Origin of the sequence: Planotetraspora mira (assembly GCF_016863275.1) — a bacterium.
GTDB lineage: Bacteria > Actinomycetota > Actinomycetes > Streptosporangiales > Streptosporangiaceae > Planotetraspora > Planotetraspora mira.
In genome coordinates, this window is the sequence record NZ_BOOO01000013.1 from 384,607 (window position 1) to 407,175 (window position 22,569).

Annotated in this window: 22 protein-coding genes; 14 read left to right on the plus strand and 8 right to left on the minus strand. The window is 71.6% G+C overall.

Annotated elements, in window-relative coordinates:
• The first annotated feature begins 10 nt into the window (after positions 1-10).
• From Pmi06nite_RS12965 to Pmi06nite_RS12975, 3 genes are read left to right on the plus strand one after another with little or no spacing between them, the layout of a single operon-like run.
• Positions 11-1,177: an acyl-CoA dehydrogenase family protein gene (locus Pmi06nite_RS12965; protein ID WP_203953178.1), complete on the plus strand. Its 1,167-nt coding sequence runs from the start codon at positions 11-13 to the stop codon at positions 1,175-1,177.
• A gap of 49 nt (positions 1,178-1,226) precedes the next feature.
• A complete protein-coding gene (locus Pmi06nite_RS12970) occupies positions 1,227-2,348 on the plus strand; it encodes an acyl-CoA dehydrogenase family protein (RefSeq protein WP_203953179.1) in 1,122 nt (373 codons plus the stop codon).
• The gene (locus tag Pmi06nite_RS12975) at positions 2,345-3,172 is read left to right on the plus strand and encodes a MaoC/PaaZ C-terminal domain-containing protein (RefSeq protein ID WP_203953180.1); all 828 of its coding nucleotides are present in this window, start codon (positions 2,345-2,347) and stop codon (positions 3,170-3,172) included. The genes Pmi06nite_RS12970 and Pmi06nite_RS12975 overlap by 4 nt, the downstream gene beginning before the upstream one ends.
• Here the strand turns inward: Pmi06nite_RS12975 and Pmi06nite_RS12980 are convergent.
• On the minus strand, positions 3,151-3,912 hold the full coding sequence (locus Pmi06nite_RS12980; RefSeq protein WP_308442498.1) for an SDR family oxidoreductase: 762 nt from the start codon (positions 3,910-3,912) through the stop codon (positions 3,151-3,153). The two genes, Pmi06nite_RS12975 and Pmi06nite_RS12980, sit on opposite strands and share 22 nt — an antisense overlap.
• Positions 3,913-4,055: 143 nt before the next feature.
• Between Pmi06nite_RS12980 and Pmi06nite_RS12985 the strand changes: the two genes are divergently transcribed.
• The gene (locus Pmi06nite_RS12985) at positions 4,056-5,651 is read left to right on the plus strand and encodes a FadD3 family acyl-CoA ligase (protein WP_203953181.1); all 1,596 of its coding nucleotides are present in this window, start codon (positions 4,056-4,058) and stop codon (positions 5,649-5,651) included.
• Here the strand turns inward: Pmi06nite_RS12985 and Pmi06nite_RS12990 are convergent.
• Complete coding sequence (locus Pmi06nite_RS12990; RefSeq protein ID WP_203953182.1) at positions 5,639-6,553, minus strand: SDR family oxidoreductase; 915 nt, start codon at positions 6,551-6,553, stop codon at positions 5,639-5,641. The genes Pmi06nite_RS12985 and Pmi06nite_RS12990 overlap by 13 nt on opposite strands.
• 108 nt (positions 6,554-6,661) lie before the next feature.
• Here Pmi06nite_RS12990 and Pmi06nite_RS12995 point away from each other — a divergent pair, with 108 nt between their 5' ends.
• From Pmi06nite_RS12995 to Pmi06nite_RS13010, 4 genes are read left to right on the plus strand one after another with little or no spacing between them, the layout of a single operon-like run.
• The gene (locus Pmi06nite_RS12995; RefSeq protein ID WP_203953183.1) at positions 6,662-7,411 is read left to right on the plus strand and encodes an enoyl-CoA hydratase family protein; all 750 of its coding nucleotides are present in this window, start codon (positions 6,662-6,664) and stop codon (positions 7,409-7,411) included.
• The gene (locus Pmi06nite_RS13000; RefSeq protein WP_203953184.1) at positions 7,411-8,283 is read left to right on the plus strand and encodes a CoA transferase subunit A; all 873 of its coding nucleotides are present in this window, start codon (positions 7,411-7,413) and stop codon (positions 8,281-8,283) included. Before Pmi06nite_RS12995 ends, Pmi06nite_RS13000 begins: the two co-directional genes overlap by 1 nt.
• Positions 8,280-9,044 carry a CoA-transferase subunit beta gene (locus tag Pmi06nite_RS13005; protein WP_203953185.1) on the plus strand — a complete coding sequence of 255 codons (765 nt, stop codon included), beginning with the start codon at positions 8,280-8,282 and terminating at the stop codon, positions 9,042-9,044. The genes Pmi06nite_RS13000 and Pmi06nite_RS13005 overlap by 4 nt, the downstream gene beginning before the upstream one ends.
• 52 nt (positions 9,045-9,096) lie before the next feature.
• The gene (locus Pmi06nite_RS13010) at positions 9,097-10,182 is read left to right on the plus strand and encodes an NAD(P)H-dependent flavin oxidoreductase (RefSeq protein WP_239113868.1); all 1,086 of its coding nucleotides are present in this window, start codon (positions 9,097-9,099) and stop codon (positions 10,180-10,182) included.
• Between the two features lie 27 nt (positions 10,183-10,209).
• Here Pmi06nite_RS13010 and Pmi06nite_RS13015 read toward each other — a convergent pair whose 3' ends face one another.
• The 4 genes from Pmi06nite_RS13015 to Pmi06nite_RS13030 form a co-directional block, all read right to left on the minus strand.
• Positions 10,210-11,634: a S28 family serine protease gene (locus tag Pmi06nite_RS13015; protein WP_239113862.1), complete on the minus strand. Its 1,425-nt coding sequence runs from the start codon at positions 11,632-11,634 to the stop codon at positions 10,210-10,212.
• 192 nt (positions 11,635-11,826) lie between these two features.
• Positions 11,827-12,804, minus strand: coding sequence for an acyl-CoA dehydrogenase family protein (locus Pmi06nite_RS13020; protein WP_203953186.1), 978 nt, complete (start codon positions 12,802-12,804; stop codon positions 11,827-11,829).
• Between the two features lie 3 nt (positions 12,805-12,807).
• The gene (locus Pmi06nite_RS13025; protein WP_203953187.1) at positions 12,808-13,935 is read right to left on the minus strand and encodes an acyl-CoA dehydrogenase family protein; all 1,128 of its coding nucleotides are present in this window, start codon (positions 13,933-13,935) and stop codon (positions 12,808-12,810) included.
• Complete coding sequence (locus Pmi06nite_RS13030; RefSeq protein WP_203953188.1) at positions 13,925-14,764, minus strand: enoyl-CoA hydratase; 840 nt, start codon at positions 14,762-14,764, stop codon at positions 13,925-13,927. Before Pmi06nite_RS13030 ends, Pmi06nite_RS13025 begins: the two co-directional genes overlap by 11 nt.
• Positions 14,765-14,866: 102 nt before the next feature.
• Between Pmi06nite_RS13030 and Pmi06nite_RS13035 the strand changes: the two genes are divergently transcribed.
• From Pmi06nite_RS13035 to Pmi06nite_RS13060, 6 genes are all read left to right on the plus strand, one after another.
• The gene (locus Pmi06nite_RS13035; protein ID WP_203953189.1) at positions 14,867-15,640 is read left to right on the plus strand and encodes an SDR family oxidoreductase; all 774 of its coding nucleotides are present in this window, start codon (positions 14,867-14,869) and stop codon (positions 15,638-15,640) included.
• A 14-nt stretch (positions 15,641-15,654) separates the two neighbouring features.
• Positions 15,655-16,272, plus strand: coding sequence for a TetR/AcrR family transcriptional regulator (locus Pmi06nite_RS13040; RefSeq protein WP_203953190.1), 618 nt, complete (start codon positions 15,655-15,657; stop codon positions 16,270-16,272).
• 10 nt (positions 16,273-16,282) lie between these two features.
• Entirely contained in the window at positions 16,283-17,440 is a 1,158-nt protein-coding gene (locus tag Pmi06nite_RS13045; protein ID WP_203953191.1) for an acetyl-CoA C-acetyltransferase, read from the plus strand.
• 56 nt (positions 17,441-17,496) lie between these two features.
• Positions 17,497-18,576: an NAD(P)H-dependent amine dehydrogenase family protein gene (locus tag Pmi06nite_RS13050; RefSeq protein WP_203953192.1), complete on the plus strand. Its 1,080-nt coding sequence runs from the start codon at positions 17,497-17,499 to the stop codon at positions 18,574-18,576.
• On the plus strand, positions 18,573-19,073 hold the full coding sequence (locus Pmi06nite_RS13055) for a carboxymuconolactone decarboxylase family protein (protein WP_203953193.1): 501 nt from the start codon (positions 18,573-18,575) through the stop codon (positions 19,071-19,073). Before Pmi06nite_RS13050 ends, Pmi06nite_RS13055 begins: the two co-directional genes overlap by 4 nt.
• A 115-nt stretch (positions 19,074-19,188) precedes the next feature.
• Complete coding sequence (locus tag Pmi06nite_RS13060) at positions 19,189-20,832, plus strand: GMC oxidoreductase (RefSeq protein WP_203953194.1); 1,644 nt, start codon at positions 19,189-19,191, stop codon at positions 20,830-20,832.
• 104 nt (positions 20,833-20,936) lie between these two features.
• On the opposite strand, the gene Pmi06nite_RS13065 is transcribed toward Pmi06nite_RS13060, so the two are convergent.
• Both Pmi06nite_RS13065 and Pmi06nite_RS13070 read right to left on the minus strand, forming a co-directional pair.
• Positions 20,937-21,374: a DUF8820 family protein gene (locus tag Pmi06nite_RS13065; protein ID WP_203953195.1), complete on the minus strand. Its 438-nt coding sequence runs from the start codon at positions 21,372-21,374 to the stop codon at positions 20,937-20,939.
• A 10-nt stretch (positions 21,375-21,384) separates the two neighbouring features.
• Positions 21,385-22,458, minus strand: a complete 1,074-nt coding sequence (locus Pmi06nite_RS13070; protein WP_203953196.1) for a DUF6745 domain-containing protein — start codon at positions 22,456-22,458, stop codon at positions 21,385-21,387.
• Positions 22,459-22,569 lie beyond the last annotated feature (111 nt).

Genomic DNA, 22,569 nt, shown 5'->3' on the forward strand with positions numbered 1-22,569 from the left:
AGAGCGGAACATGGATCTGCGCGAGACCACCGCGCAACGACGGCTGCGCACGGAGTTGCGGGAGTACTTCGCGGGTCTCCTACCCGAGAGCGAGCGACGCCGGACGGGCGAGGAGGGCGTGGGCGGCGACCGTTTCCGCGAGGTGGTCCGACGGCTCGGCGCCGACGGCTGGCTCGGCATCGGGTGGCCCGTCGAGTACGGCGGGCAGGGCCGGTCCGTCGAGGAGCAGTACGTGTTCTTCGACGAGGTTCAGCGGGCCGGGCTGCCCTTCCCGTTCGTCACCGTGAACACCGTCGGCCCGACCCTGATGAGCCACGGGTCGGACGAGCAGAAGAAGAGGTACCTGCCCGGGATCCTGTCCGGTGACATCGTCTTCGCGATCGGCTACACCGAGCCGGGGGCGGGCACCGACCTCGCCTCCCTGACGACCCGCGCGGTCAGGGACGGCGACGAGTGGGTCGTCGACGGCAGCAAGATCTTCACCAGCGGCGCGAACACCGCCGACTACGTGTGGCTCGCCTGCCGTACCGACCCGGACGCGCCCAAGCACAAGGGCATCTCCATCCTGATCGTCCCCACCGCCGCCCCCGGGTTCTCCTGGAGCCCCATCCAGTGCGTGGGCGGCATGGTCGTCACGACCACGTATTACTCCGGCATCCGCGTGCCCGCGGGCGACGTCGTCGGAGAGGTCGACGGCGGCTGGCGGCTGATCACCCACCAGCTCAACCACGAGCGGATCGGCCTGGCGGCCGTCGGCGGCCGGATGATCCAGATGTGGGAGAACGTCCGGGACTGGGCGAGGGACAACGGGACGATCGACCTGCCGTGGGTCCAGCGCGATCTGGCCCGCACGTACGCGCGGCTCGAGGCGATGCGGCTGATGAACTGGAAGATGACCGGCGCGGTCGCGCGCGGCACCCTGTCCGGCGCGGACGCGGGCGCGGCGAAGGTCTACGGCACGGAGACGCACATCGACGTGCAGCGGACGTTGTCGGGGATCATCGGCGCCGGCGGACGGATCCGGCCCGGGTCGCCGGGGGCGGTGCTCGCCGGTCAGATCGAGCAGCTGTCGCGGCAGGGCATCGTGAACACCTTCGGCGGCGGCGTGAACGAGGTCCTGAGGGACATGGTCGCCACCCAGGGTCTCGGCCTCCCCAGGATGGGGCGCGGCGCATGAGCGAGTCACGACCGGTCCTCCGGCCGGCCGGGCAGGAGGGTCACCGCTGATGGACTTCACCTTGGACGACGAACTCGAAGCGGTCCGCGAACTCGCGAACAAGATCTTCACCGGCCGTGCGGGCACCGACCGCGTCCGCTACATCGAGAGCACGCCGTCGGGGCTCGACGAGGAGTTGTGGGCGGAGCTGGGCCGTACGGGCCTGCTGGGCATCGCGCTGCCGGAGGAGGCGGGCGGCGCCGGGCTGGGTCTCGGGGCCCTGTGCGTCCTGCTGGAGGAGCAGGGCCGTTTCGTCGCGCCCGTCCCGCTGTGGCCGGCCGCGGTCGCCGCACTCGCGATCACCGCGGACGGCACGGCGGAGCAGCGCGAGAGCCTGCTCCCCGGTGCGGCCGACGGCTCGATCCGGCTCACCGTGGCGCTGGAGGAGTTCGGCTCGCACGATCCGGCCGAGCCGCGCACCGTGGCCGGGCGGGACGGCGACGCCTGGCGGCTGAGCGGGGTGAAGGCCGCGGTCCCCTCGCCCTTCGGCGCGGCCCACCTGCTGGTCTCCGCGACGGCCGACACCGGGCCTGGCCTGTTCCTGGTCGCCGCCGAGGCGGAGGGAGTCGGCTGGGATCCCGTGGAGACCACCGGCCACGACCGCGGCGGCAACCTCACTTTGACCGCCGCGCCCGCCACGGCCGTCGGCGTGCCGGGTGACGGAGCCCTCCTGCGGACCGTCCATCGCGCCGCCGTCGCGCTGGCGGCGGTCCAGCTCGGCGTCGTCCAGGGCGCGCTGCACCACGCCGTGACCTACCTCAGCGGGCGCAGGCAGTTCGGCAGGCCGCTGGCGACCTTCCAGGCGGTGCAGCACCAGCTCGCCGACTGCTACATCGACATCGACGCCATGCGGGTGTGCCTGTGGCAGGCCGTCACCGCCCTTGACGCGGAGGCCGGCGAGCAGGACGCCGCGGCCGCGGCGGTTCTGGTCGCGAAGTGGTGGGCGGGCGACGCGGGGCTGACCGTGGCGCACCGGGTGCAGCACCTCCACGGCGGAATCGGCGTGGACGTCGACTACCCGGTGCACCGGCACTTCCTGTGGGCGCGGCAGATCTCCGGCACTCTGGGCGGGCCCAGCGCCGACCTGGCCAGGCTGGGCGCCGTGCTCGCCTCCGGGACGGCGGCCCCGTGAGCACGGACGGCCCGAGCGCGGGCGAGTGGATCGGCCGCGACCTCGGGAAGCGCACGGCCGCCTACGACGAGCGCGACGTGATCCTCTACGCGCTGGCAGTCGGCGCCGCGCCCGCCGACCTGGACCTCGTCTTCGAGAAGCGGCTGCGTGTGCTGCCCACGTTCGCGCTGACGAAGGCGCAGTGGGCTCCGGACACCCTCGGCTCACTGGGCGCGTTCGACACCAGGACCACCATGCACGCGTCCCAGCGGCTGAGGGTGCTGCGGCCGCTGCCCCCCGCGGGGGAGCTGACGATGGCGTCGCACGTCGCGCGCGTCTGGGACAAGGGCAGCGCCGCGATCTTCGAGGTCGAGGTGGAGAGCGAGTTCTTCGTCGCCACCTGGTCGCTGTTCGCGCCGGGACGCGGCGGATTCGGCGGAGAGCGGGGGCCGTCCGCGCCCGGACGTCGAGACACCCCGCCCCGCCACGAGTTGCGGCTCGCCACCAGACCGGATCAGCCCGCGCTGTACCGCCTGCTCGGCGACCGGCATCACATGCACATCGACCCGGAGGCGGCGAAGGCGGCCGGGATGCCGAGGCCGTTCATGCACGGCCTGTGCACGCTGGCCGCCGTGACGCTGCCGCTGGCCGCGGCGGTGGGGGCGCACCCGGCGGACCTGGTCGAGCTGGAGGGCAGGTTCGCCTCCCCGGTCTTCCCCGGCGACCGGCTGGACGTGCGGGGATGGGAGCCGGGAGGCCCGGGGGAGGGCATGCTCTTCGACGCGGCGGTGAACGGCACGTCCGTGCTGACCGGCGGGCGGGCTCAGTTCCGCGTCAGCACGTAGCGGGCCGGGACCTCGCCTCCGCCGTGCACGGGGATGTCCGCACCGGTTACGTAGGAGGCGAGGTCGCTCGCCAGATAGAGGCAGGTGTTGGCCACGTCGCCGGGCACCGCCATCCGGCCCATCGGGATCAGCTCCGCGACGGCCGCGCCGCCGTCCTCGCCGTACGCCCAGGCGGCGGACTCGGTCCGGATGAGGCCGGTGGTGATGTGGTTGACCCGCACCTTCGGCGACCACTCGAGCGCCAGCGCCCTGGTGAGCACGAGCAGGCCGGCCTTGGCCGCGGAATAGGCCGCCATGCCCGGCTGGGGATCGATGGCGGCGACGCTGCCGATGTTGATGATCGAGCCGCCGGTCTCCTGCGCCTGCATGACCTTGTTGGCGGGCTGCGCCACGTAGAACGGGGCGAGCAGGTTGAGATCCACGATCTTCTCCACGAAGCGCGGCGAGACGGTCGTCGCGTCCGCTGAGGGCGAGCCCCCGGCGTTGTTGACGAGCACGTCGAGCCGGCCGAGGTGGCCGACCGCCTGCTCCACCAGGCCGGCGGCGGCGCCGGCGTCCCGGATGTCGGCCGAGACGAAACGGGCCGTCCTGCCGCCGGCGGAGGGCAGGACCTCCGGCTCCGCGCGGCCGCCCACCACCACGTCCGCGCCCGCCGCGAGGAAACTTTCCGCGATCACGAATCCGATGCCCTTGGTGCCGCCGGTGACCAGGACCGCCTGGCTGCCGAAGTCCATCGTCACGTCCAAAGGGGGCCTCCAGGGATGGGGGTCGCGGAGAAGGATCTCTCGGAGGGTACGGCCGGGCGTCCCGGGGCGGGGGAGAGGTACCGGCCAGCGGGACGACGGCCCACCCGTCCGGTCCGGCGCGGACACCATGGGGACCCATGAGCGACGACGTGGCACTGACGATTCCCGGCGTCCTGCGGCGCGCCGCCGAGCGGTTCCCCGACGCCGAGGCCGTCGTGGACGGCGCGTCCCGGCTGACCTACGCGCAGCTGCGGAGCCGGGTCCGCGAGGCGGCCAAGGCGTTCATCGCGCTCGGAGTCGAGCCGGGGGACCGCGTCGGGATCTGGGCGCCGAACACCATCCGGTGGATCGTGACCGCGCTGGGCGCGCTGAGCGCCGGCGCCGTCGTGGTCCCGGCCAACACCCGGTACAAGGGCGAGGAGGCGCGGTGGCTGTTCGGCCGGAGCCGCGTGCGGGCGCTCTTCGTGGAGGACGGCTTCCTCGGCAACGCCTACCTCGGCATGCTCGGGGTGGAAGGGGACGGGGGAACCCCCGGACTGCCCGGCCTCACCACCGTGGTGACGTACGACGCCGGGGAACGGCCGGGAGCGACGAGCTGGGAGCACTTCCTGTCGGGCGCGGAGGCGGTCACGGACGAGGAGGCCGACGCCCGGGCCGAGGCGGTTCGCCCCGACGACGTGGCGGACATCCTGTTCACCTCCGGCACCACCGGCAGGTCCAAGGGCGCCATGTGCACCCACCGTCAGAACGTCCGCACCTACCTTGCCTGGAGCGACAGGACCGGCCTCCGGCACGGCGACCGCTACCTGATCGTCAACCCGCTCTTCCACACCTTCGGCTACAAGGCGGGGGTCTTCGCCTGCCTGCTCCGAGCCGCAACGATGGTCCTCCAGCCGGTGTTCGCGGCGGGCGAGACGATGCGGCTGGTCGAGGCCGAGCGGATCACCGTGCTGCCGGGGGCGCCGACCATCTACATCACGATGCTCGACGCGCCGGAGCGGGACCGGTTCGACCTGTCCTCGCTGCGGCTCGCGGTGACCGGCGCCGCGGTGGTGCCGGTCGCGTTGGTCAGGCGGATGCGGGCCGAGCTCTTCCCCGAGGTGGTCACCGCGTACGGGCTGACCGAGTCGTGCGGCACGGTCACCTCCTGTTCCCTGACGGACGACGACACGACCGTGGCGACCACGTCCGGCCGTCCCATCGAGGGCGTGGAGGTGGTGGTGGCCGACGACAAGGGGGACCCGGTTCCGGCGGGGCGGGACGGCGAGATCCTGGTCCGCGGCCACAACGTGATGGTGGGCTACCTCGACGACGAGGAGGCGACCGCCGCGACGATCAGGGACGGCTGGCTGGTGACCGGGGACCGCGGGCGGCTCGACGAACGCGGCAACCTGGTCATCACCGGCCGGTCGAAGGACATGTTCGTCGTCGGCGGGTTCAACGTGTACCCGGCCGAGATCGAGCAGGTGCTGGCCGCCCACGAGGGGGTCGCCGAGGTCGCGGTGGCCGGCGTCCCCGACGCCCGGATGGGCGAGGCCGGCCGGGCGTACGTCGTGGCCCGGCCAGGAGTCGCCCTCGTGCCCGGCGAACTGGTCGCGTACTGCCGGGGCAGGCTCGCCGGCTTCAAGGTGCCGCGCGAGGTCGTGCTCGTCGCGGAACTCCCGCGCAACGCGGCGGGGAAGGTCGACAAGGCCGCGCTGGCCCTGCTCGAGGCTTCTGTTCAGGCGCCGTAGACGGGCTCCGGCCGGGCGGCCCCGGCGAGCAGCCCGGCGATCTCGGGACCGAGGCGCGCCGCGTCCCACCGGGTGCCCCCGTCGACGGCGGGGCCGCGGCGGAAGCCCTCCATCACGCAGATCCGGCCGCCCTCGATCTCGAAGACCCGCCCGGTCACGTCAGCGGACTCGGCCGAGCCGAGCCAGACGACGAGCGGGGACACGTTCCCGGGGTCCATCGCGTCGAACTCGCCGTTCCCGGGAGCCGCCATCGTGGCCGCGAAGGCCTGTTCGGTCATCCGGGTGCGTGCGGCGGGGGCGATGGCGTTGACGGTCACGCCGTAGCGGCCGAGTTCGGCCGCGGCGACGAGCGTGAGGCCCACGATGCCCGCCTTGGCCGCCGAGTAGTTGCCCTGCCCGACACTGCCGAGCAGACCGGCTCCCGACGAGGTGTTGATCACGCGGGCGTCCACCGGGCGGCCCGCCTTGGACTCGGCCCGCCAGTGCAGCCCGGCGTGCTTCAGCGGGAGGAAATGGCCCTTGAGGTGGACGCGCATCACCGCGTCCCACTCCTCCTCGGAGAGGTTCACCAGCATGCGGTCGCGGAGGAACCCGGCGTTGTTGACGAGCACGTCGAGCCGGCCGAAACGGTCCAGCGCGGTCGCGACCAGCCGCCGCGCCCCCTCGTCGGCGGCGACGTCGGAGCAGTCGGCGACCGCGTCGCCGCCCAGCGCGCGGATCTCCTCGGCCGTCTGCTCCGCCACGGCCTGCGCGGGCCCGTCCGCGCCGCCCTCACCGGAGAGGCTCACACCGAGGTCGTTGACCACGACCTTGGCGCCCTGCCGGGCGAACTCCAGGGCGTGCGCACGGCCGAGCCCGCGCCCGGCGCCGGTCACGATCACGACGCGGTCCTCGCAGATCATTCTGTGCTCTCCTCCGTGGACCGAAGCCGGCCGGGACGGCGGCCTCGGAGATCATTGGGGACTCTGCTAGCGTATTTTCTAACAAATGTTAGATCGAAAGGCGGTTGTATGGGAATCTCCGCCAGCAGTCACGGCGAGGGCGTCGTCGAGATCGTGATGGACGCGCCGCCGGTGAACGCGCTGACCGTGCGGGGCTGGTTCGACCTGGCCGCCGCCGTACGGGAGGCCGGGCGGGACGTGCGGACCCGGGTCGTGGTGCTGCGGGCCGAGGGCCGCGGGTTCAACGCGGGCGTCGACATCAAGGAGATGCAGGCGGGCAGCGGCTTCGAGGCGCTGGTGGGCGCGAATCGGGGCTGCTTCGAGGCGTTCGCGGCGGTCTACGAGTGCGAGGTGCCGGTGATCGCCGCCGTGCACGGGTTCTGCCTCGGCGGAGGCGTCGGCCTGGCCGGCAACGCGGACATCGTGGTGGCCTCCGACGACGCCTACTTCGGGCTGCCCGAGGTCGAGCGGGGCGCACTCGGGGCCGCCACCCACCTGGCCAGGCTGGTTCCCCAGCACCTGATGCGGGCCATGGTGTACACCTGCCGCAACGTCACGGCCGCCGAGTTGCACGCGTTCGGCTCGGTGCTGGAGGTCGTGCCGCGCGACCGGCTCCGCGACGCGGCGCTCGAGGTGGCGGCCCAGATCGCCGCCAAGGATCCGCAGGTGATCCGGCGGGCCAAGGAGTCGCTGAACGGCATCGACCCGGTCGACGTCAAGCGCAGCTACCGGTTCGAGCAGGGCTTCACGTTCGAACTCGGCCTCACGGGCGCGGGCGACCGGCATCGCGACGCCTTCGTCGCGGACGGGGCGAAGTGATGGGCGCCGTGATGTCGATCGAGGAGATCGTCGGCTCGCTGGACAGCGGCATGACGATCGGGATCGGCGGGTGGGGCTCGCGGCGCAAGCCGATGGCCCTGGTCCGGGCGATCTGCCGGTCAGCGCTGACCGACCTGACCGTCGTGTCGTACGGCGGGCCGGACGTGGGCCTGCTGTGCGCGGCAGGCAAGGTCCGCCGGGTGGTCGCGCCGTTCGTCACGCTCGACTCGATCGCCCTGGAACCGCATTTCCGGGCCGCCCGCCAGAGCGGGGCGATCGAGTTCACCGAGTACGACGAGGGCATGTTCATGTTCGGCCTGCTCGCCGGGGCGCACCGGCTGCCGTTCCTGCCGACCAGGGCGGGTCTCGGCTCCGACGTCATGCGCGTCGTCCCCGGCCTGCGCACCGTCCGCTCGCCGTACGAGGACGGGGAGGAACTGGTCGCGGTGCCCGCGCTGACGATGGACGCGGCGCTGGTGCACCTGGACCTGGCCGACACCCGGGGCAACGGCCGCTACCTCGGCCCCGACCCGTACATGGACGACCTGTTCGCCAAGGCGGCCGCGCGCTGCTACCTCTCCTGCGAGCGGATGGTCGAGCCCGGAGAGCTCGGCGGCCCGCCGCAGACGCTGCTGGTCAGCCGCATGCACGTCACGGGCGTCGTGGAGACGCCGGACGGGGGCCACTTCACCGGCCACGGCGCCGGCGGGGAGCGCGACGAGGCGTTCCAGCGGCACTACGCGGCGTCGGCGGCCGACCCGGAGGCCTGGGCGGCGTTCGCCGACCGGTTCCTGTCCGGTGACGAGGCGGCCTACCAGGAGGCCGTACGGCGATGGCACGAGAGGGACCGCGTGGAAGGGGAGACGCGATGAGCACGGCGTCCGCGGCGACTCGCGCGGAGATCTGCGTGGTGGCCTGCGCCGAGGCGTGGCGCGGGGACGGCGAGGTGCTGGCCGCGGCGATGGGCACCTGCTCCGTCCTGGGGGCCAGGCTCGCCCGGCACACGTTCGAACCGGGACTGCTGACCACCGACGGCGGCGCGCTGCTCACCGCGGAGCCGGTGGCGCTCGGCGCCCCCGCGGACGCGGTCGAGGGATGGCTGCCGTTCCGCGAGCACCTGTGGCTCGTGCAGAACGGGCGGCGGCACGTGATGATGGGCGCCTCGCAGATCGACCGGCACGGCAACACCAACATCTCGGCCATCGGCGAATGGGCGCGGCCGAAGTCGCAGCTTCTCGGCGTGCGCGGCGCGCCGGGCAACACGATCGGCAACCCGACGAGCTACTGGATCCCGCGGCACTCGACGCGGGTCTTCGTCCCCGAGGTCGACATGGTGAGCGGCGTCGGCTTCGACCGGGCGGCCGGGCTCGGGCCCCGCGCCTCCCGGTTCCACGGTCTCCGCCGGGTGGTGACCGACCTCGGGGTCTTCGACTTCGGCACACCGGACGGCTCGATGCGGCTGGTCTCGGTGCATCCCGGGGTCGAGGTCGAGCGGGTCGTCGCCGCGACCGGCTTCGAGTTGGTGATCGAGGGCGAGGTGCCGGAGACGCGGCAGCCGACCGAGGAGGAGTCGCGGCTGATCCGCGAGGTGCTCGACCCGAAGGCCCTGCGTGATCAGGAGGTCAGGGCGTGAACCGGCCGGCGTGCGGCCGGCCGCGGTGGTACGGCGGGGAGGCCGGGCGGTGATCGCCCAGGTGCTGGACACTCCGCTGACCCGCCTCACCGGCGTCCGCCACCCGGTCGTGCAGACCGGGATGGGCTGGGTCGCCGGGCCGCGGCTGGTCTCCGCCGTGGCGAGGGCCGGAGGCCTCGGCATCCTCGGCTCGGCCACGATGACCCTCGACCGGCTCGCCGCCGCGATCGAGGAGGTCCGTGCCCGGACGGACGCGCCGTTCGGCGTGAACCTGCGCGCCGACGCCGCGGACGCGGGCGACCGTGTCGAACTGCTGATCAGGAACCGGGTGAAGGTCGCCTCGTTCGCCCTGGCCCCGAGCCGGGAGCTGATCGCGAAGCTGAAGGACGCCGGGGTCGTGGTGATCCCGTCGGTGGGCGCGCGACGGCACGCCGAGAAGGTCGCCGCCTGGGGAGCCGACGCCGTCATGGTCCAGGGCGGCGAAGGCGGCGGCCACACCGGTGCGGTCGCCACCACCCTGCTGTTGCCCCAGATCGTCGACGCGGTGGACATCCCGGTGATCGCCGCCGGGGGCTTCTTCGACGGGCGCGGCCTGGCGGCGGCCCTGGCGTACGGCGCGGCCGGGGTGGGCATGGGCACCCGCTTCCTGCTGACCGCCGACAGCCCGGTCCCCGACGCGGTCAAGCAGGCCTACCTCGGCACGTCGGAGACCGTCGTCACGCGGCAGGTCGACGGCATGCCGCACCGCGTCCTGCGCACCGCGCTCGTCGACGGGCTGGAACGGTCGGGCAGGGCGTCCGGGCTGGTCCGGGCCGTGCGCAGCGCAGCCCGGTTCAGGCGGATCTCCGGGATGTCGTGGGCCGCGATGATCCGCGACGGGCTGGCGATGAGGCGGGGCAGGGAGCTGACCTGGTCGCAGGTCCTCATGGCCGCCAACACGCCCATGCTGCTCAAGGCGGCCATGGTGGACGGCCGGCCCGACCTGGGCGTGATGGCGTCCGGCCAGGTGGTCGCGCTCATCGACGACCTGCCCACCTGCGAGGAGCTGATCGACCGGATCGTCACCCGGGCCGCCGGCGTCCTGCGCGGCCTCGGACCGCTGACCGTTCCGGGGGCCGGCCCAGGCCAGGAATCCTGACCCGGGCCGATCCCCAGAGGACGCGCGTCAGGACGGGCGGCGGACGGGGAGCATGTCGTCGTCGGGGACCGACGACACCGCGTTCCGCTGGAGCGCCGTCACGTCGGGCACCCCTGCCCACCGCCGTAACGTCGTGGTCGCCGCGAGGCGGTCGGCCTCCTCGAGGCGGGAGACGTTCGCCCCGTGGTTGGCGCCGGGCGCGACGTAGAGATAGGAGTCCTTCCTGGTGGGCGTGAACCGCTCGGCGCTCCACGGGTCGTTCTGGCCGTAGATGAACATCATCCGGCTCGACTGCCCGCGCACCCAGTGGTCCACGTCCAGCATCGGCCGGGGATCGTGCCGCGAGCGCAACTCGGCGGGGATGGAGGAGTTGGCCTGGTAGAGCCCGGGATAGCGGAGCAGTCCGCGCAGGTGCGCGAACTTCAGCTCAGGCCAGCCGAGCTGGGTGGCCGCCTGGTAGTAGTACGGCGTGTAGTACTCCAGGCCCTGATCGGTGTAGAAGGCGAAGGACGCCACCTGGTCGAGCCACTCGTAGATCTCGTCGTCGGACGCCGTGGCCGCCGGGACGGCCGGGCAGTCCGCCGCCGTCGAGTACTGCCAGAACGCCCACGGAGCGTCGAGCACGGTCATCTCGAACGACCGGTCGGCGGTGCCGAGCGTCTTGGTGAAGGTGTATCCGTTGTCCGCCGCGTACGCCTTAAGGCGAGGCACCAGCCTGTCGCGCCGCTTGAGCGCCTGGATCTGCACGTTCTTCAGCGCCGTGCGGCACGCGGCGTCGCCCACGGTGGCGAAGAAGTCGTCGTAGGCGCGGTCGGCGGGGTTGACCCTGTCGTTCGGTGCGACGTAGGCCACCACGCCGTCGACGTCGCCGGGGTAGAAGCGGCGGTGGTAGACCGAGGTCATGCCGCCCTTGCTCGCACCCGTCTGGATCCACTTCCCGGAGTAGACCGGCTTGAGCGCCTGGACGATGCGATGTTCGTCGCTCGCCTCCTGCCAGATGTCGAGGGTGCGCCAGTTCGCGGGGTCGGGCCGGGACGGGGTGAAGAAGCGGTGCTCGACCGAGACCTGGTTGCCGTCGAGGAGCCGGGTCGGCTCCGTCCGGGACGGGCTCGTCGACATCCCGTACCCGCTGGTGTACAACACGACGGGTGCGTCGGTGGTGCGGTGCAGCAGGCTCAGCCGCTGCTGGAACGTCCCCTTCTTCGGGTTGCGATGGTCGATCGGCTGCGTGTAGCTGAGGATGAAGTACCGGTATCCCGTCAGCTGTGACTCTGAGATCACCGTCAGGCCGGGAATGGCCTTGAGCGCGTCCAGCAGGGGATCCTCCGCCGCCGTGACGGTCGACTGGGCGGAGGTCGTCGCCGTCGCCGAGGCGGGCAGGGCGACGGGGCCGGTGGTGAGAAGCGCGAGCATGAGTGCGGGCACGAGGGCGGGGACGATCCGGGTTCGCACGATCGTGTCTCCTGGGGGGCGGAGCGCGTCACCAGAGGTCCGAGCCGTCCGGCCGGAGGACTCTCTCCGCCGTCACCACTCGTCGATCCGGCGACCACTACGGGGCAAAAGCGTGATCATCACCTTAACATCAGATGTTTACTGATTTAAGGATGTCTTGTCGCCTATGTCGCATCCGCAGGGTCGGAGAGCTCACGCGAGGGCGGACATCACCCGTGCCCGGTGGGCGGCGGGGGAGCCCCAGGCCGAGTGCAGCGCGCGGGCCTTGCGGATGAGCAGGCTGGGGTCGTATTCGTCGGTGTAGCCGATCGCACCGTGCACCTGCAGGGCGATCCTGGCCGCCGCGTACGCGGCCTCGGCCGCCGAGACCTTCGCCGCCGACACGTCTCTGGCGAAGTCCGGCGTGCCGTACGAGAGGGCGGCGCCGTGCACCAGCGGGCGGGCGTACTCCAGCCCTACGAGCGCGTTCGCCAGGTGATGCCGGACCGCCTGGAACTCGCCGATCGGCCGCCCGAACTGCCGCCGCGTCCGCACGTGGTCCACCGACACCTCCAGGAGCCTTCGTCCCAGCCCGACGAGCTGGGCGGCGCACACCAGTGCCCCCATGTCGTAACCCTCGGCGGCGGCGGCCGCCGCTTCCTCGGCGATCACCTCGCCCGGCGTGACCGCGAACAGCCGCCGGGCGGGGTCGAGGGAGGTCCGCGCCTCGCCGGGCACGGCCGCACGGAGCTCCTGCCCGTCCACCGTCAGGACCAGGCCGGCGACGTCCGCGTCCAGCGCGTACGGCACCGCGGGAGGGAGGGCGAGCGAGACGACCGCCGTGCCGTCCGCGATCGCGGGCAGCCACGCGGAGGCGGGCGAGCCCCCGGGGAGCCGGCCGAGCAGCACGGCGGTGGCGACGGTCTCGGCGTACGGCCCGGGCACGCCGTGCCTGCCGAGCTCGTGGAACGCGGTCACCAGCTCCACCGGGAGCGGGCCGGCGCCGCCCGCGGACTCGGGCACGGCGAGCGCGAGGACCCCGGCGCCGGCCAGCGAACGCCACAGGGCCAGGCCGGGCTCGTGTCTCCCGGCGGCCCAGTCGCGGGCCACGCCGAAGGGGGCCGCCTCGGTCAGCAGCTTGTCCAGGGTCTCGCCGAACAACCTCTGCTCCGCGTCGAGGACGAATCTCACCCGTCATCGCCCCGCTCTCGGCAGGCCGAGCACGCGCTCGGCGATCACGTCACGCTGGATCTCGTTGGTCCCGGCGTAGATCGGGCCGGCGAGGGAGAACACGTATCCCTCCAGCCATTCGCCCGCCAGCTCGCCGTCCGGGCCGAGCAGGTCGAGGGCCGTCTCGTGCAGCGCGACGTCGAGCTCCGACCAGAAGACCTTGTTGACGCTGGACTCGGCGCCGATGTCGTCGGTGCGTGAGATGGTCTCGAAGCCCTTCAACCGATAGGCCCGGGCCCTGATCCACGCGTCCGCCACCCGGTCGCGCAGCGCCGTGTCGGAGGCGTCGCCGCGCTCGCGCCAGAGCTCCACCAGCCGGTCGGCGGCGGCCAGGAACCGGCCGGGGCTGCGCAGCGTGAGCCCCCGCTCGTTGCCCGTGGTGCTCATCGCGACCCGCCAGCCCTCGCCCGGGTCGCCGATGACGTCCCGGTCGGGTACGAACACGTCGTCGAAGAAGAGCTCGGCGAACGCCGGCTTGCCGTCGATGCGGCCGATCGGGCGGCGGGTGACTCCGGGGGCGTCCAGCGGGAACATCAGGTAGGTCAGGCCGCGGTGCCGTTCCGCCTCCGGGTCGGAGCGGAAGGGGCCGAAGCCCCGATCGGCGAAGGCCGCCCGCGAGCTCCACGTCTTCTGGCCGTTCAGCAGCCAGCCGCCGTCGGCCCGGGTCGCGGTGGCACGCAGGGAGGCGAGATCGCTGCCCGCCCCCGGCTCGGACCAGGCCTGCGCCCAGATCACCTCACCCGAGGCCATCGGCGGAAGGACGCGGGCGAGCTGCTCGGGCGTGCCGTACCGGAACAGGGTCGGCGCGAGCAGGTTGACGCCGTTCTGGCCGACCCGGCCCGGCGCCCCCGCCGCGTAGTACTCCTCCTCGAACACGAGCCACTCCAGCGGCGTCGCGTTCCTGCCGCCGTACTCCTCAGGCCAGGAGACCACCGACAACCGCGCCGCGTGCAGTTCGCGCTCCCAGGCGCGGTGGGCGGCGAAGCCCTCCCCGGTCTCCAGGGAGGGCAGCGGTGTGGCGGGGACGTGGGCGCGCAGCCAGTGCCGGACCTCGGCGCGGAACGATTCCGCGGCCGACAGGTCAAGATCCATCGGCGGCCGCCTTCATGCTCTTGGGATCCATTCCGGCCAGGGAGTCCGCCGAGGTCTCGGCGTTGTGGGCGTGGGCGAGGTGGTGCAGCCCGAAGACCGCGTCCATCCCGGCGTGCATGCCCTGCAGGTCCTCGGCCTGGTTCACGGCCTTCTTCGCCAGGGCCAGGCCCATGCGCGGCATGGCCGCGACCCGCTCGGCCAGCGCGAGGGCCTGTGCCTCCAGTTCGTCGCGTGGTACGACCCGGTTGACCATCCCGACCTCGTACGCGCGGCGAGCCGGCATGCGGTCGCCGGTGAACAGGAACTCCTTGGCGATCCTCGGCGGCATGGCCCAGGGGTGGGCGAAATACTCCACGCCGGGGATGCCCATCCGCACCACGGGGTCGGCGAAGAACGCGTCCTCCGAGGCGACGATCAGATCGCAGACCCAGGCCAGCATGAGGCCGCCGGCGATGCACGCGCCCTGCACCATCGCGATCATGGGTTTGGGGATCTCCCGCCACCGCCGGCACATGCCGAGGTAGACCTCCGACTCGCGGGCGAAACGGCTCTCCGCCCCCTCCTTGCCCACGTGGTCCCACCACAGGCTCGCCCTGCGGTCGAAGGACAGATGCGCGTCCCGTTGCGGAGTGCCGATGTCGTGCCCCGCCGAGAAGTGCCCGCCCTCGCCGGCCAGCACGATCACCTTGACGTCGTCGTCGGCCACCGCCCGGTAGAAGGCCTCGTCCAGGGCGTACGTCATCGCCGAGTTCTGCGCGTTGCGGTACTCCGGGCGGTTCATGGTGACCACCGCCACGGGTCCGCGCCGCTCGTAGCGGACCACGGTCATGGCATCCTCGCATTCTTTCTAACAACTATTTGATAGAGTAAACCACGTAAGGCTCAGCGAGGAGGATCCCGGCCTGCCCGGGGAGTCCGTGAAGGGCGGGGCATGCAGCCGACCTACGTTCCCGGTCACGGCCTGCTGCGCGGCCGGGTCGCGACGGTGACCGCGGCCGCCGGCACCGGCATCGGGGGCGCCTGCGCCCGGCGCATGCTGGAGGAGGGCGCGCGGGTGGTGATCAGCGATGCCCACGAACGGCGACTCGGCGAGACCCTGGCTGAACTGCGCAAGGAGTTCGGCGACGACGTGGCGGCGGTGCCCTGCGACGTCACCTCCGAGGAGCAGGTGCGCAACCTGTTCGCGGTCGCCGAGGAGCGGTTCGGCCCCATGGACGTGGTGGTCAACAACGCCGGCCTCGGCGGCACGGCGAGGCTCGTCGAGATGACCGACGAGCAGTGGAGCCGGGTGCTCGACGTGACGTTGAACGGCACCATGCGCTGCACGCGGGCCGCGCTGTCGCGCATGCAGCCGAGGGGCCGCGGCGTGATCGTGAACAACGCCTCGGTGATCGGCTGGCGGGCCCAGGAGGGCCAGGCCCACTACGCGGCGGCCAAGGCGGGCGTCATGGCGCTGACCAGATGCGCCGCCGTCGAGGCCGCGCCCTACGGCGTGCGCGTCAACGCCGTCGCGCCCTCGCTGGCCATGCACCCGCACCTGGCCAAGGTGACGACGGAGGACGTGCTGGCGGAGCTCACCAGGAACGAGGCCTTCGGCCGCTGCGCGGAGCCCTGGGAAGTGGCCAACGTTATGGTCTTCCTCGCGAGCGACTACTCCTCCTACATGACCGGGGAGATCGTCTCGGTCTCCAGCCGGCACCCCTGAGAGGTCGACCTTCCATGAGCCCACGACGCCGAGACTCCGAGAGCACCGCGGCCGCCCGCGCCGAGCGCCGGGCCGAGTTGCTCGCGACCGCGGCCGAGGTGTTCGCGTCGCGGGGGTACGCGTCCACGACGGTCCGTGAGGTGGCCGACGCGGCGGGCATGCTCGGAGGCAGCCTCTACTACCACTTCGACTCCAAGGAGTCGATGGTCGACGAGATCCTGTCGGTCTTCCTCACCGACATGTGGGCGGCCTACGACGTCGTGATGGGGTCCGGCCTCGACGCGCGGGACACCTTCCGGGCACTGATCGCCGAGTCGTTCCGCACGATCGACAGGCATCGCCCCGCGGTCGTGATCTATCAGAACGAGTTGAAGCATCTGGCGACGAACCCGCGTTTCGCGTACCTCACCGACTCGCAGCGGCGGTTTCGCGCGCTGTGGTTGTCGGTGCTGGACCGGGGGGTCATGGAGGGCGTCTTCCGTGCCGACCTCGACACCGGTCTGATCTACCGCTTCACCCGCGACACCGTCTGGCTGGCCGCGAGTTGGTACCGCAGCGACGGCCGGCTGTCCGCGGACGAGATAGCCCGGCAGTACATGGCGATGGTCCTGGAAGGGATCGTGACGACCTGAGGAGTTCTCGATGGCGGAGGCCTACATCGTCGAAGCCGTGCGCGCCCCTGTGGGCAGGCGCGGCGGCGGACTGTCCGGCGTGCACCCGGCCGACCTGGGCGCGCATGTCCTGACCGAACTCATGTCGCGGTCCGGGGTCGACCCGGCGGCCGTCGACGACGTCGTCTTCGGCTGCCTCGACGCGGTCGGCCCGCAGGCGGGTGACATCGCCAGGACCGCCTGGCTGGCCGCGGGGCTGCCCCAGGAGGTGCCGGGCGTGACCGTCGACCGCCAGTGCGGCTCGTCCCAGCAGGCGGTGCACTTCGCGGCCCAGGCCGTGATGTCCGGCACGAGCGACCTCGTGGTCGCCGGCGGGGTGCAGAACATGTCCCAGATCCCGATCGCCTTCGCCTCGCGCGGAGCGGCGGACTCCCTCGGCCTCACCGAGGGGCCGTTCGCCGGCTCACGCGGCTGGCAGGCCAGGTACGGCGGGCGGGACGTGTCCCAGTTCCGCGGCGCCGAGATGATCGCCAGGGATTGGGACATCTCCCGGGAGGACATGGAGGTCTTCGCCTACGAGTCGCATCTGCGCGCGATCCGGGCGATCGACGAGGGGCGCTTCGATCGGGAGATCGCGCCGCTGGAGGGCGTCTCGGCCGACGAGGGCCCGCGCCGCGACACCTCCCTGGCGAAGATGGCGGGGCTGCGCACCCTGGAGGAGGGCGGACGGCTCACCGCCGCGGTGGCCTCGCAGATCTCGGACGGGGCCGCGGCGCTCCTCATCGCCTCGCAGGAGGCGGTGCGGACGCACGGCCTGCGGCCCAGGGCCCGTGTCCATCACCTGTCGGCGCGGGGCGAGGACCCGATCCGCATGTTGTCCGCGCCGATCCCGGCCACCGCGCACGCGCTGAAGAAGACCGGCATGTCCATCGGCGACATGGACGCCGTGGAGATCAACGAGGCGTTCGCCCCGGTGGTGCTGGCCTGGCTCAAGGAGACGGGGGCCGACCCGGCCCGGGTCAACCCCAACGGCGGCGCCATCGCGCTCGGCCACCCGCTCGGTGCCACAGGCGCCCGGCTGATGACCACCCTGCTGCACGAACTGGAGCGCACCGGCGGCCGGTACGGCCTGCAGACGATGTGCGAAGGCGGCGGCCAGGCCAACGTCACCATCCTCGAACGCCTGTAGTGAGGCGCTCGTCGGGGGCACTATACAGCAAAGCAAGCGCTTGTTAGGATCCGGCCATGATTCCCACGATTGTCTGGGGTACCGGCAACGTCGGCCGTGCGGCCATCCGTGCCGTCGAGGCCCACCCGGCCCTGAAACTGGCGGCCGTAATCGTCCACGACCCCGGCAAGGTCGGCCGCGACGCAGGTGATCTCGCCGGGCTCGGCCACGATCTGGGGGTCGCGGCGACCGACGACGTCGACGCGGTGCTGGCCGCCGGTCCGGGCGCCGTGGTGTACGCGGCATCCGGTGAGATCCGTCCCGACGAGGCCCTCGCCGACATCATCAGGGCGATCCGGGGCGGAGCCGTGGTCGTCACCCCCTCGCTGTACGCGCTCTACGACCAGCGCAACGCTCCGCGGGAACTGCGGGAACCGGTGCTCGCCGCCATCGCGGAGGGCGGCGGCTCGCTGTTCGTCTCCGGCGTCGACCCCGGCTGGGGCAACGACGTGCTGCCCCTGCTGATCAGCGGCCTCGGCACCACCGTCGACGTGATCCGCTGCCAGGAGATCTTCGACTACTCCACCTACGACCAGCCGGACTCGGTCCGCTACCTGGTCGGCATGGGCCAGCCGATGGACTACGAGCCGCCGATGACCGCCCCGACGATCCCGACCATGGTGTGGGGCGGGCAGATACGGCTGATGGCCAGGGCGCTCGGCGTCGAACTCGACGAGATCCGCGAGACCCTGGACCGGCGCCCGCTCGAGTCCACAGTGAGCACCAAGTCGATGGGCGACTTCGAGGCCGGCACCCAGGGCGCGATCAGGTTCGAGGTGCAGGGCATCGTCGCAGGCGAACCCCGCATCGTCATCGAGCACGTCACCCGCATCCACGCGTCCTGCGCGCCGGACTGGCCGACGCCGCCCGACGGCGACGGGGCGCACCGCGTCATCATCGAGGGCAGCCCGCGCATCGAGGTCACGGTGGAGGCCACCGACGAGGGCGGCAACCGGGCCGCGGGCGGGAACGCCACCGCGGTCGGCCGGCTGGTGGGCGCCATCGACTGGCTCGTGGACGCGGACCCCGGGCTCTACGACGCGCTCGACGTCCCCCTGCGTCCCGCGGCCGGCAGACTCGGATGGAGGCGACCGTGAACATCGACATCCCCGAGGACAAGGACGCGATCGAGTACGTGTGGGGCGAGATGGTCCCCGGCATCGGGATCGCCGCCTCGAAGTTCTCGATGTCGGTGTACGCCCACTCGACCCTCGGGCTGCGCGAGTTCGAGGCCGCGCGGCTGCGGATCGCGCAGATCAACGGGTGCGCCTTCTGCCTCGACTGGCGCACCGAGCGGGACGGCGAGAAGGTCGAGGTGGAGTTCCTCGACGCGGTCACCGAGTGGCGGACCACCGGCGCCTTCGACGACCGCACCCGGCTGGCCGCCGAGTACGCCGAGCGGTACGCCCTGGACCACCACGGCATCGACGAGGAGTTCTGGACGCGGATGACCGCGCACTACAGCCAGCTCGAGATCGTCGAGCTGAGCATGAGCATCGGCTCCTGGCTGGCCTTCGGCCGGCTCAACCACGTGCTGGGCCTGGACGCGGTGTGCATGCTGCCCTCGGCCCGTCGCCCCGCGCCGAACCGATAGACGCGCCACGACCTGGCGACCACCAGGCGGGCGATCCACCCACAGGCCACTCACGGAGAGGTAGCGGCGTCACGCACAGTAACGAGAACTTGTCTGAGAGTAGGGAAAGATCGAAATGGTCGACAACACCTCGGGCGGTACTGGTCACAAAGGATTCTCGCGCCGAAAATTCATCACTGGAACCGGTTCTCTTCTCGGAGCCGCGGCCCTCGCGGGCCGTACCGCCCCAGCTCAGGCGGCGGCCCTCCCCGCAGCCGCCCCGATCGCCTCTGGTGAGCATGTCCCGGTCCTGGTGATCGGCACCGGATACGGCGGTTCCGTCGCCGCCCTGCGTCTCGCCCAGGCGGGCGTCGACGTGCACATGATCGAGATGGGCATGGCCTGGGACACCCCCGGCTCGGACGGCAAGATCTTCTGCAGCACGCTCAATCCCGACCAGCGGTCCTACTGGCTGCGCACCAAGACCAAGCAGCCCCTCAACTACTTCCTCGGCTTCCCGATCGACAGGGACATCCCCCGCTACACCGGGATTCTGGACGCCGAGGAGTTCAGCGGCATCACCGTCTACCAGGGCCGCGGCGTCGGCGGCGGTTCGCTGGTCAACGGCGGCATGGCGGTCACGCCCAAGCGGGAGAACTTCAGCTTCGTCCTCCCGTCGGTGAACCCCGATGAGATGTACGACACCTACTACCCGCGCGCCAACGCCGGGCTCGGGGTCGGCCTCATCGACTCGGCCTGGTTCGAGTCCGCCTCCGCCTACCAGTACTCCCGGGTCGGGCGAAAGCACGCCGGACGCTCCGGGTTCCCGTGGGGCTTCGTGCCCAACGTGTACGACTGGAACTACATGAAGCAGGAGCAGGCCGGAACCGCCACCAAGTCGGCGCTGGCCGGGGAGATCCTCTACGGCAACAACTACGGCAAGAAATCACTGCAGAAGACCTACATCGCCCAGGCCAAGGCCACCGGCAGGGTCACCATCTCCCCGCTGCACCGGGTCACCTCCGTCGCTCCGGCGTCGGGCGGCGGCTACACCGTCTCCATCGACCAGCTCAACACCAACGGCGACGTCACGACCGTCAAGACCGTGCTCGCCGACAGGGTGTTCTTCGCCGCCGGCAGCGTCGGCACCAGCAAGTTGCTGGTCAAGCTGAAGGCCACCGGCGTGCTGCCCCTCCTGAACGACGAGATCGGCAAGGGCTGGGGCGACAACGGCAACGTCATGTGCGGCCGGGCCAACTGGCTGTGGGACCCGACCGGCAGTCTCCAGTCGACCATTCCCTGCTCCGGCATCGACAACTGGACCGCCGGTGGCGCGTTCGCCGAGGTCGCCCCGCTGCCGGTGGGGATCGAGACCTTCGCCTCGTTCTACCTGTCGATCACCAAGAACCCGAACCGCGCCCAGTTCTCCTGGAACGCCGCGACGGGCAAGGTCGATCTGAACTGGCAGACCGCCTGGAAGCAGCCGGGCATCGACATGGCCAAGACGATCTTCGACAAGATCAACGCGAAAGAGGGGACGATCTACCGGACCGACCTCTTCGGCGTCTACAAGATCTGGGGCGACCACCTCACCTACCACCCGCTCGGCGGCGCGGTGCTGAACAAGGCCACCGACAACTACGGCCGGCTCGCCGGCTACCCCGGCCTGTACGTCATCGACGGCTCGCTGATCCCCGGCAACACCAGCGTCAACCCGTTCGTCACCATCACGGCGCTCGCCGAACGGAACATCGAGAAGATCATCGCCACGGATCTGTGACGACGGCCCGATCCCGCACGCGCGTGCACGGCCACCTCAGGTGACCGTGCACCCGCATGTCCGGCCATCGGCCGCGGTCACGGCCGGCGGAGATCAGTCGGGGATCAGTCGGCGACCAGGCGTGCCCTCCGCCCTTCGAACTCGCGCTGCCGGCGGACGACGTAGGCGCCGGGCGTGCAGCCCGTGGCCCCGTGCTCGGGATGGAGCAGGTAGGCGACGGCCGAGGTCTCGAAGATGCCGATCGCCAACCAGTGGGAGTCCGACGTGTCGGTCGTCCACCTGCAGGTTCCCGGGTCGGCGACGAGCGTGTGCGGGTTGCCCCCGGCCGCGCCACGAAGCAGTTCGACCCCCTCGGGGGGCACGTCCCTCCACCGCGCGTCGGGCCGGACCCGAACGGATGACGCGATGACGGGAAGCGGGATGACGATGAGGTCGCCCTGGGCCTGAAGCCCGTCGACGACGGGGATGCTCACCGACTGCTCGAGGTGGTCGAGCACGGCGAGTCCGGTCTGCTGGGAGAGCGAGGCGAGAGTCACTGTCATGGAAGGCACCTCAGGTTCGGTGGACGAGGAGGGAGTACTGCTCGGCGGACAGCCCGTAGGTCCAGCCGGCGGCGGCGATCGGATCGTTGAAGGAGCCCGGCACGGTCAGCCCGTATTGGCGGCGGTGCCCGTCACGCTCGACCGACCCGTTGATCGCGAGCAGGACCCGGGTCTGTCTTCGCACGTCGTAGAGCCGCAGTTCGGAGCCGGGGTTGCCCGGGTCCGGCGCGGACGCGACCAGGCGCAGCCCGGCCCGATCGATGTAGGAGCCCCAGCCGATGCGCTCAATCGCGCACCGCCTGACCTCGACGTTGGCCTCCCGCGCGATCCTGTTGACGCTCGGATCCGTGACCACCCAGGACGGCACCCGCGTCCCGTGCCACGCGTACACGTCCCACCCGTCCGCGTAACGGATCGCGGGGCCGTCCGCACTGTGCAGCCGCACTTCGCCGTCATCGCCCCATACCTCCGTGTGTACGGCGACGGGCCGCTCGGAGATCACGCACACGGCTTGGCGAGGCCACCACCAGCCGCATGACCGGGCGGCCGCCGCCCACAGATCGAGTCGCCTGATCTGCTCGGAGGTGAAGACCGCCCCGGCCGCCCGGCGCAGGGCGTCATAGTGGGCGACCCATGAGACGCACTGCGTCTGATACCAGGCGCTCGTCGCGTGGTGCTCCACGTCGTGCGCCGCGCGGAGCGCCATGCGGAGAGAACTGTCGGAGGACCGCGTCAGCGGGTCGCGAACCTCCTGGCGAAACAGCCCGCTCACCGACGGATGAATGCGGGCGTCGAGGTCCAGGCACAGCCGTCTCATCGATGAGGAGAACCGCGGTGGCAGAGACCATTCCGGCATTCGCTCGACGGCTTCCGCCGGCCGTGGCGGCACGCCTGGCGGGACGGTCGTCAGGGCCGCGACCGGCGACGACACCCAGTGGAAGCGCGGGGGATCGAGCCCGATCAGGCGGTACAGGCCCGAGATGGCCGCTTCAGCGGCCGTACGGTCGGCGGGCAGCGTCGACAACGCCCGGCCCAGCCATTCTTCGCGGATTTCGGCAGCTTCCCGCTGCACAAGAGCGCTCACCAGATGAAGGTGACGTCGTCCTTTCCAATGATCATGCTGAAATGGTGGCAGATCATCGCATCTGTTGTCCATGGTCAGCATTCGCAACATGAATCACGTATTGCTCAGGTG

Bases quoted from the DNA above. Each gene is read 5' to 3' on its own strand.
- Pmi06nite_RS12965 (WP_203953178.1), top strand. From the start codon at position 11: ATGGATCTGCGCGAGACCACCGCGCAACGACGGCTGCGCACGGAGTTG.
- Pmi06nite_RS12970 (WP_203953179.1), top strand. From the start codon at position 1,227: ATGGACTTCACCTTGGACGACGAACTCGAAGCGGTCCGCGAACTCGCG.
- Pmi06nite_RS12985 (WP_203953181.1), top strand. From the start codon at position 4,056: ATGAGCGACGACGTGGCACTGACGATTCCCGGCGTCCTGCGGCGCGCC.
- Pmi06nite_RS12990 (WP_203953182.1), bottom strand. From the start codon at position 6,553: ATGATCTGCGAGGACCGCGTCGTGATCGTGACCGGCGCCGGGCGCGGG.
- Pmi06nite_RS12995 (WP_203953183.1), top strand. From the start codon at position 6,662: ATGGGAATCTCCGCCAGCAGTCACGGCGAGGGCGTCGTCGAGATCGTG.
- Pmi06nite_RS13000 (WP_203953184.1), top strand. From the start codon at position 7,411: ATGGGCGCCGTGATGTCGATCGAGGAGATCGTCGGCTCGCTGGACAGC.
- Pmi06nite_RS13005 (WP_203953185.1), top strand. From the start codon at position 8,280: ATGAGCACGGCGTCCGCGGCGACTCGCGCGGAGATCTGCGTGGTGGCC.
- Pmi06nite_RS13025 (WP_203953187.1), bottom strand. From the start codon at position 13,935: ATGGATCTTGACCTGTCGGCCGCGGAATCGTTCCGCGCCGAGGTCCGG.
- Pmi06nite_RS13030 (WP_203953188.1), bottom strand. From the start codon at position 14,764: ATGACCGTGGTCCGCTACGAGCGGCGCGGACCCGTGGCGGTGGTCACC.
- Pmi06nite_RS13035 (WP_203953189.1), top strand. From the start codon at position 14,867: ATGCAGCCGACCTACGTTCCCGGTCACGGCCTGCTGCGCGGCCGGGTC.
- Pmi06nite_RS13040 (WP_203953190.1), top strand. From the start codon at position 15,655: ATGAGCCCACGACGCCGAGACTCCGAGAGCACCGCGGCCGCCCGCGCC.
- Pmi06nite_RS13045 (WP_203953191.1), top strand. From the start codon at position 16,283: ATGGCGGAGGCCTACATCGTCGAAGCCGTGCGCGCCCCTGTGGGCAGG.
- Pmi06nite_RS13050 (WP_203953192.1), top strand. From the start codon at position 17,497: ATGATTCCCACGATTGTCTGGGGTACCGGCAACGTCGGCCGTGCGGCC.
- Pmi06nite_RS13060 (WP_203953194.1), top strand. From the start codon at position 19,189: ATGGTCGACAACACCTCGGGCGGTACTGGTCACAAAGGATTCTCGCGC.
- Pmi06nite_RS13065 (WP_203953195.1), bottom strand. From the start codon at position 21,374: ATGACAGTGACTCTCGCCTCGCTCTCCCAGCAGACCGGACTCGCCGTG.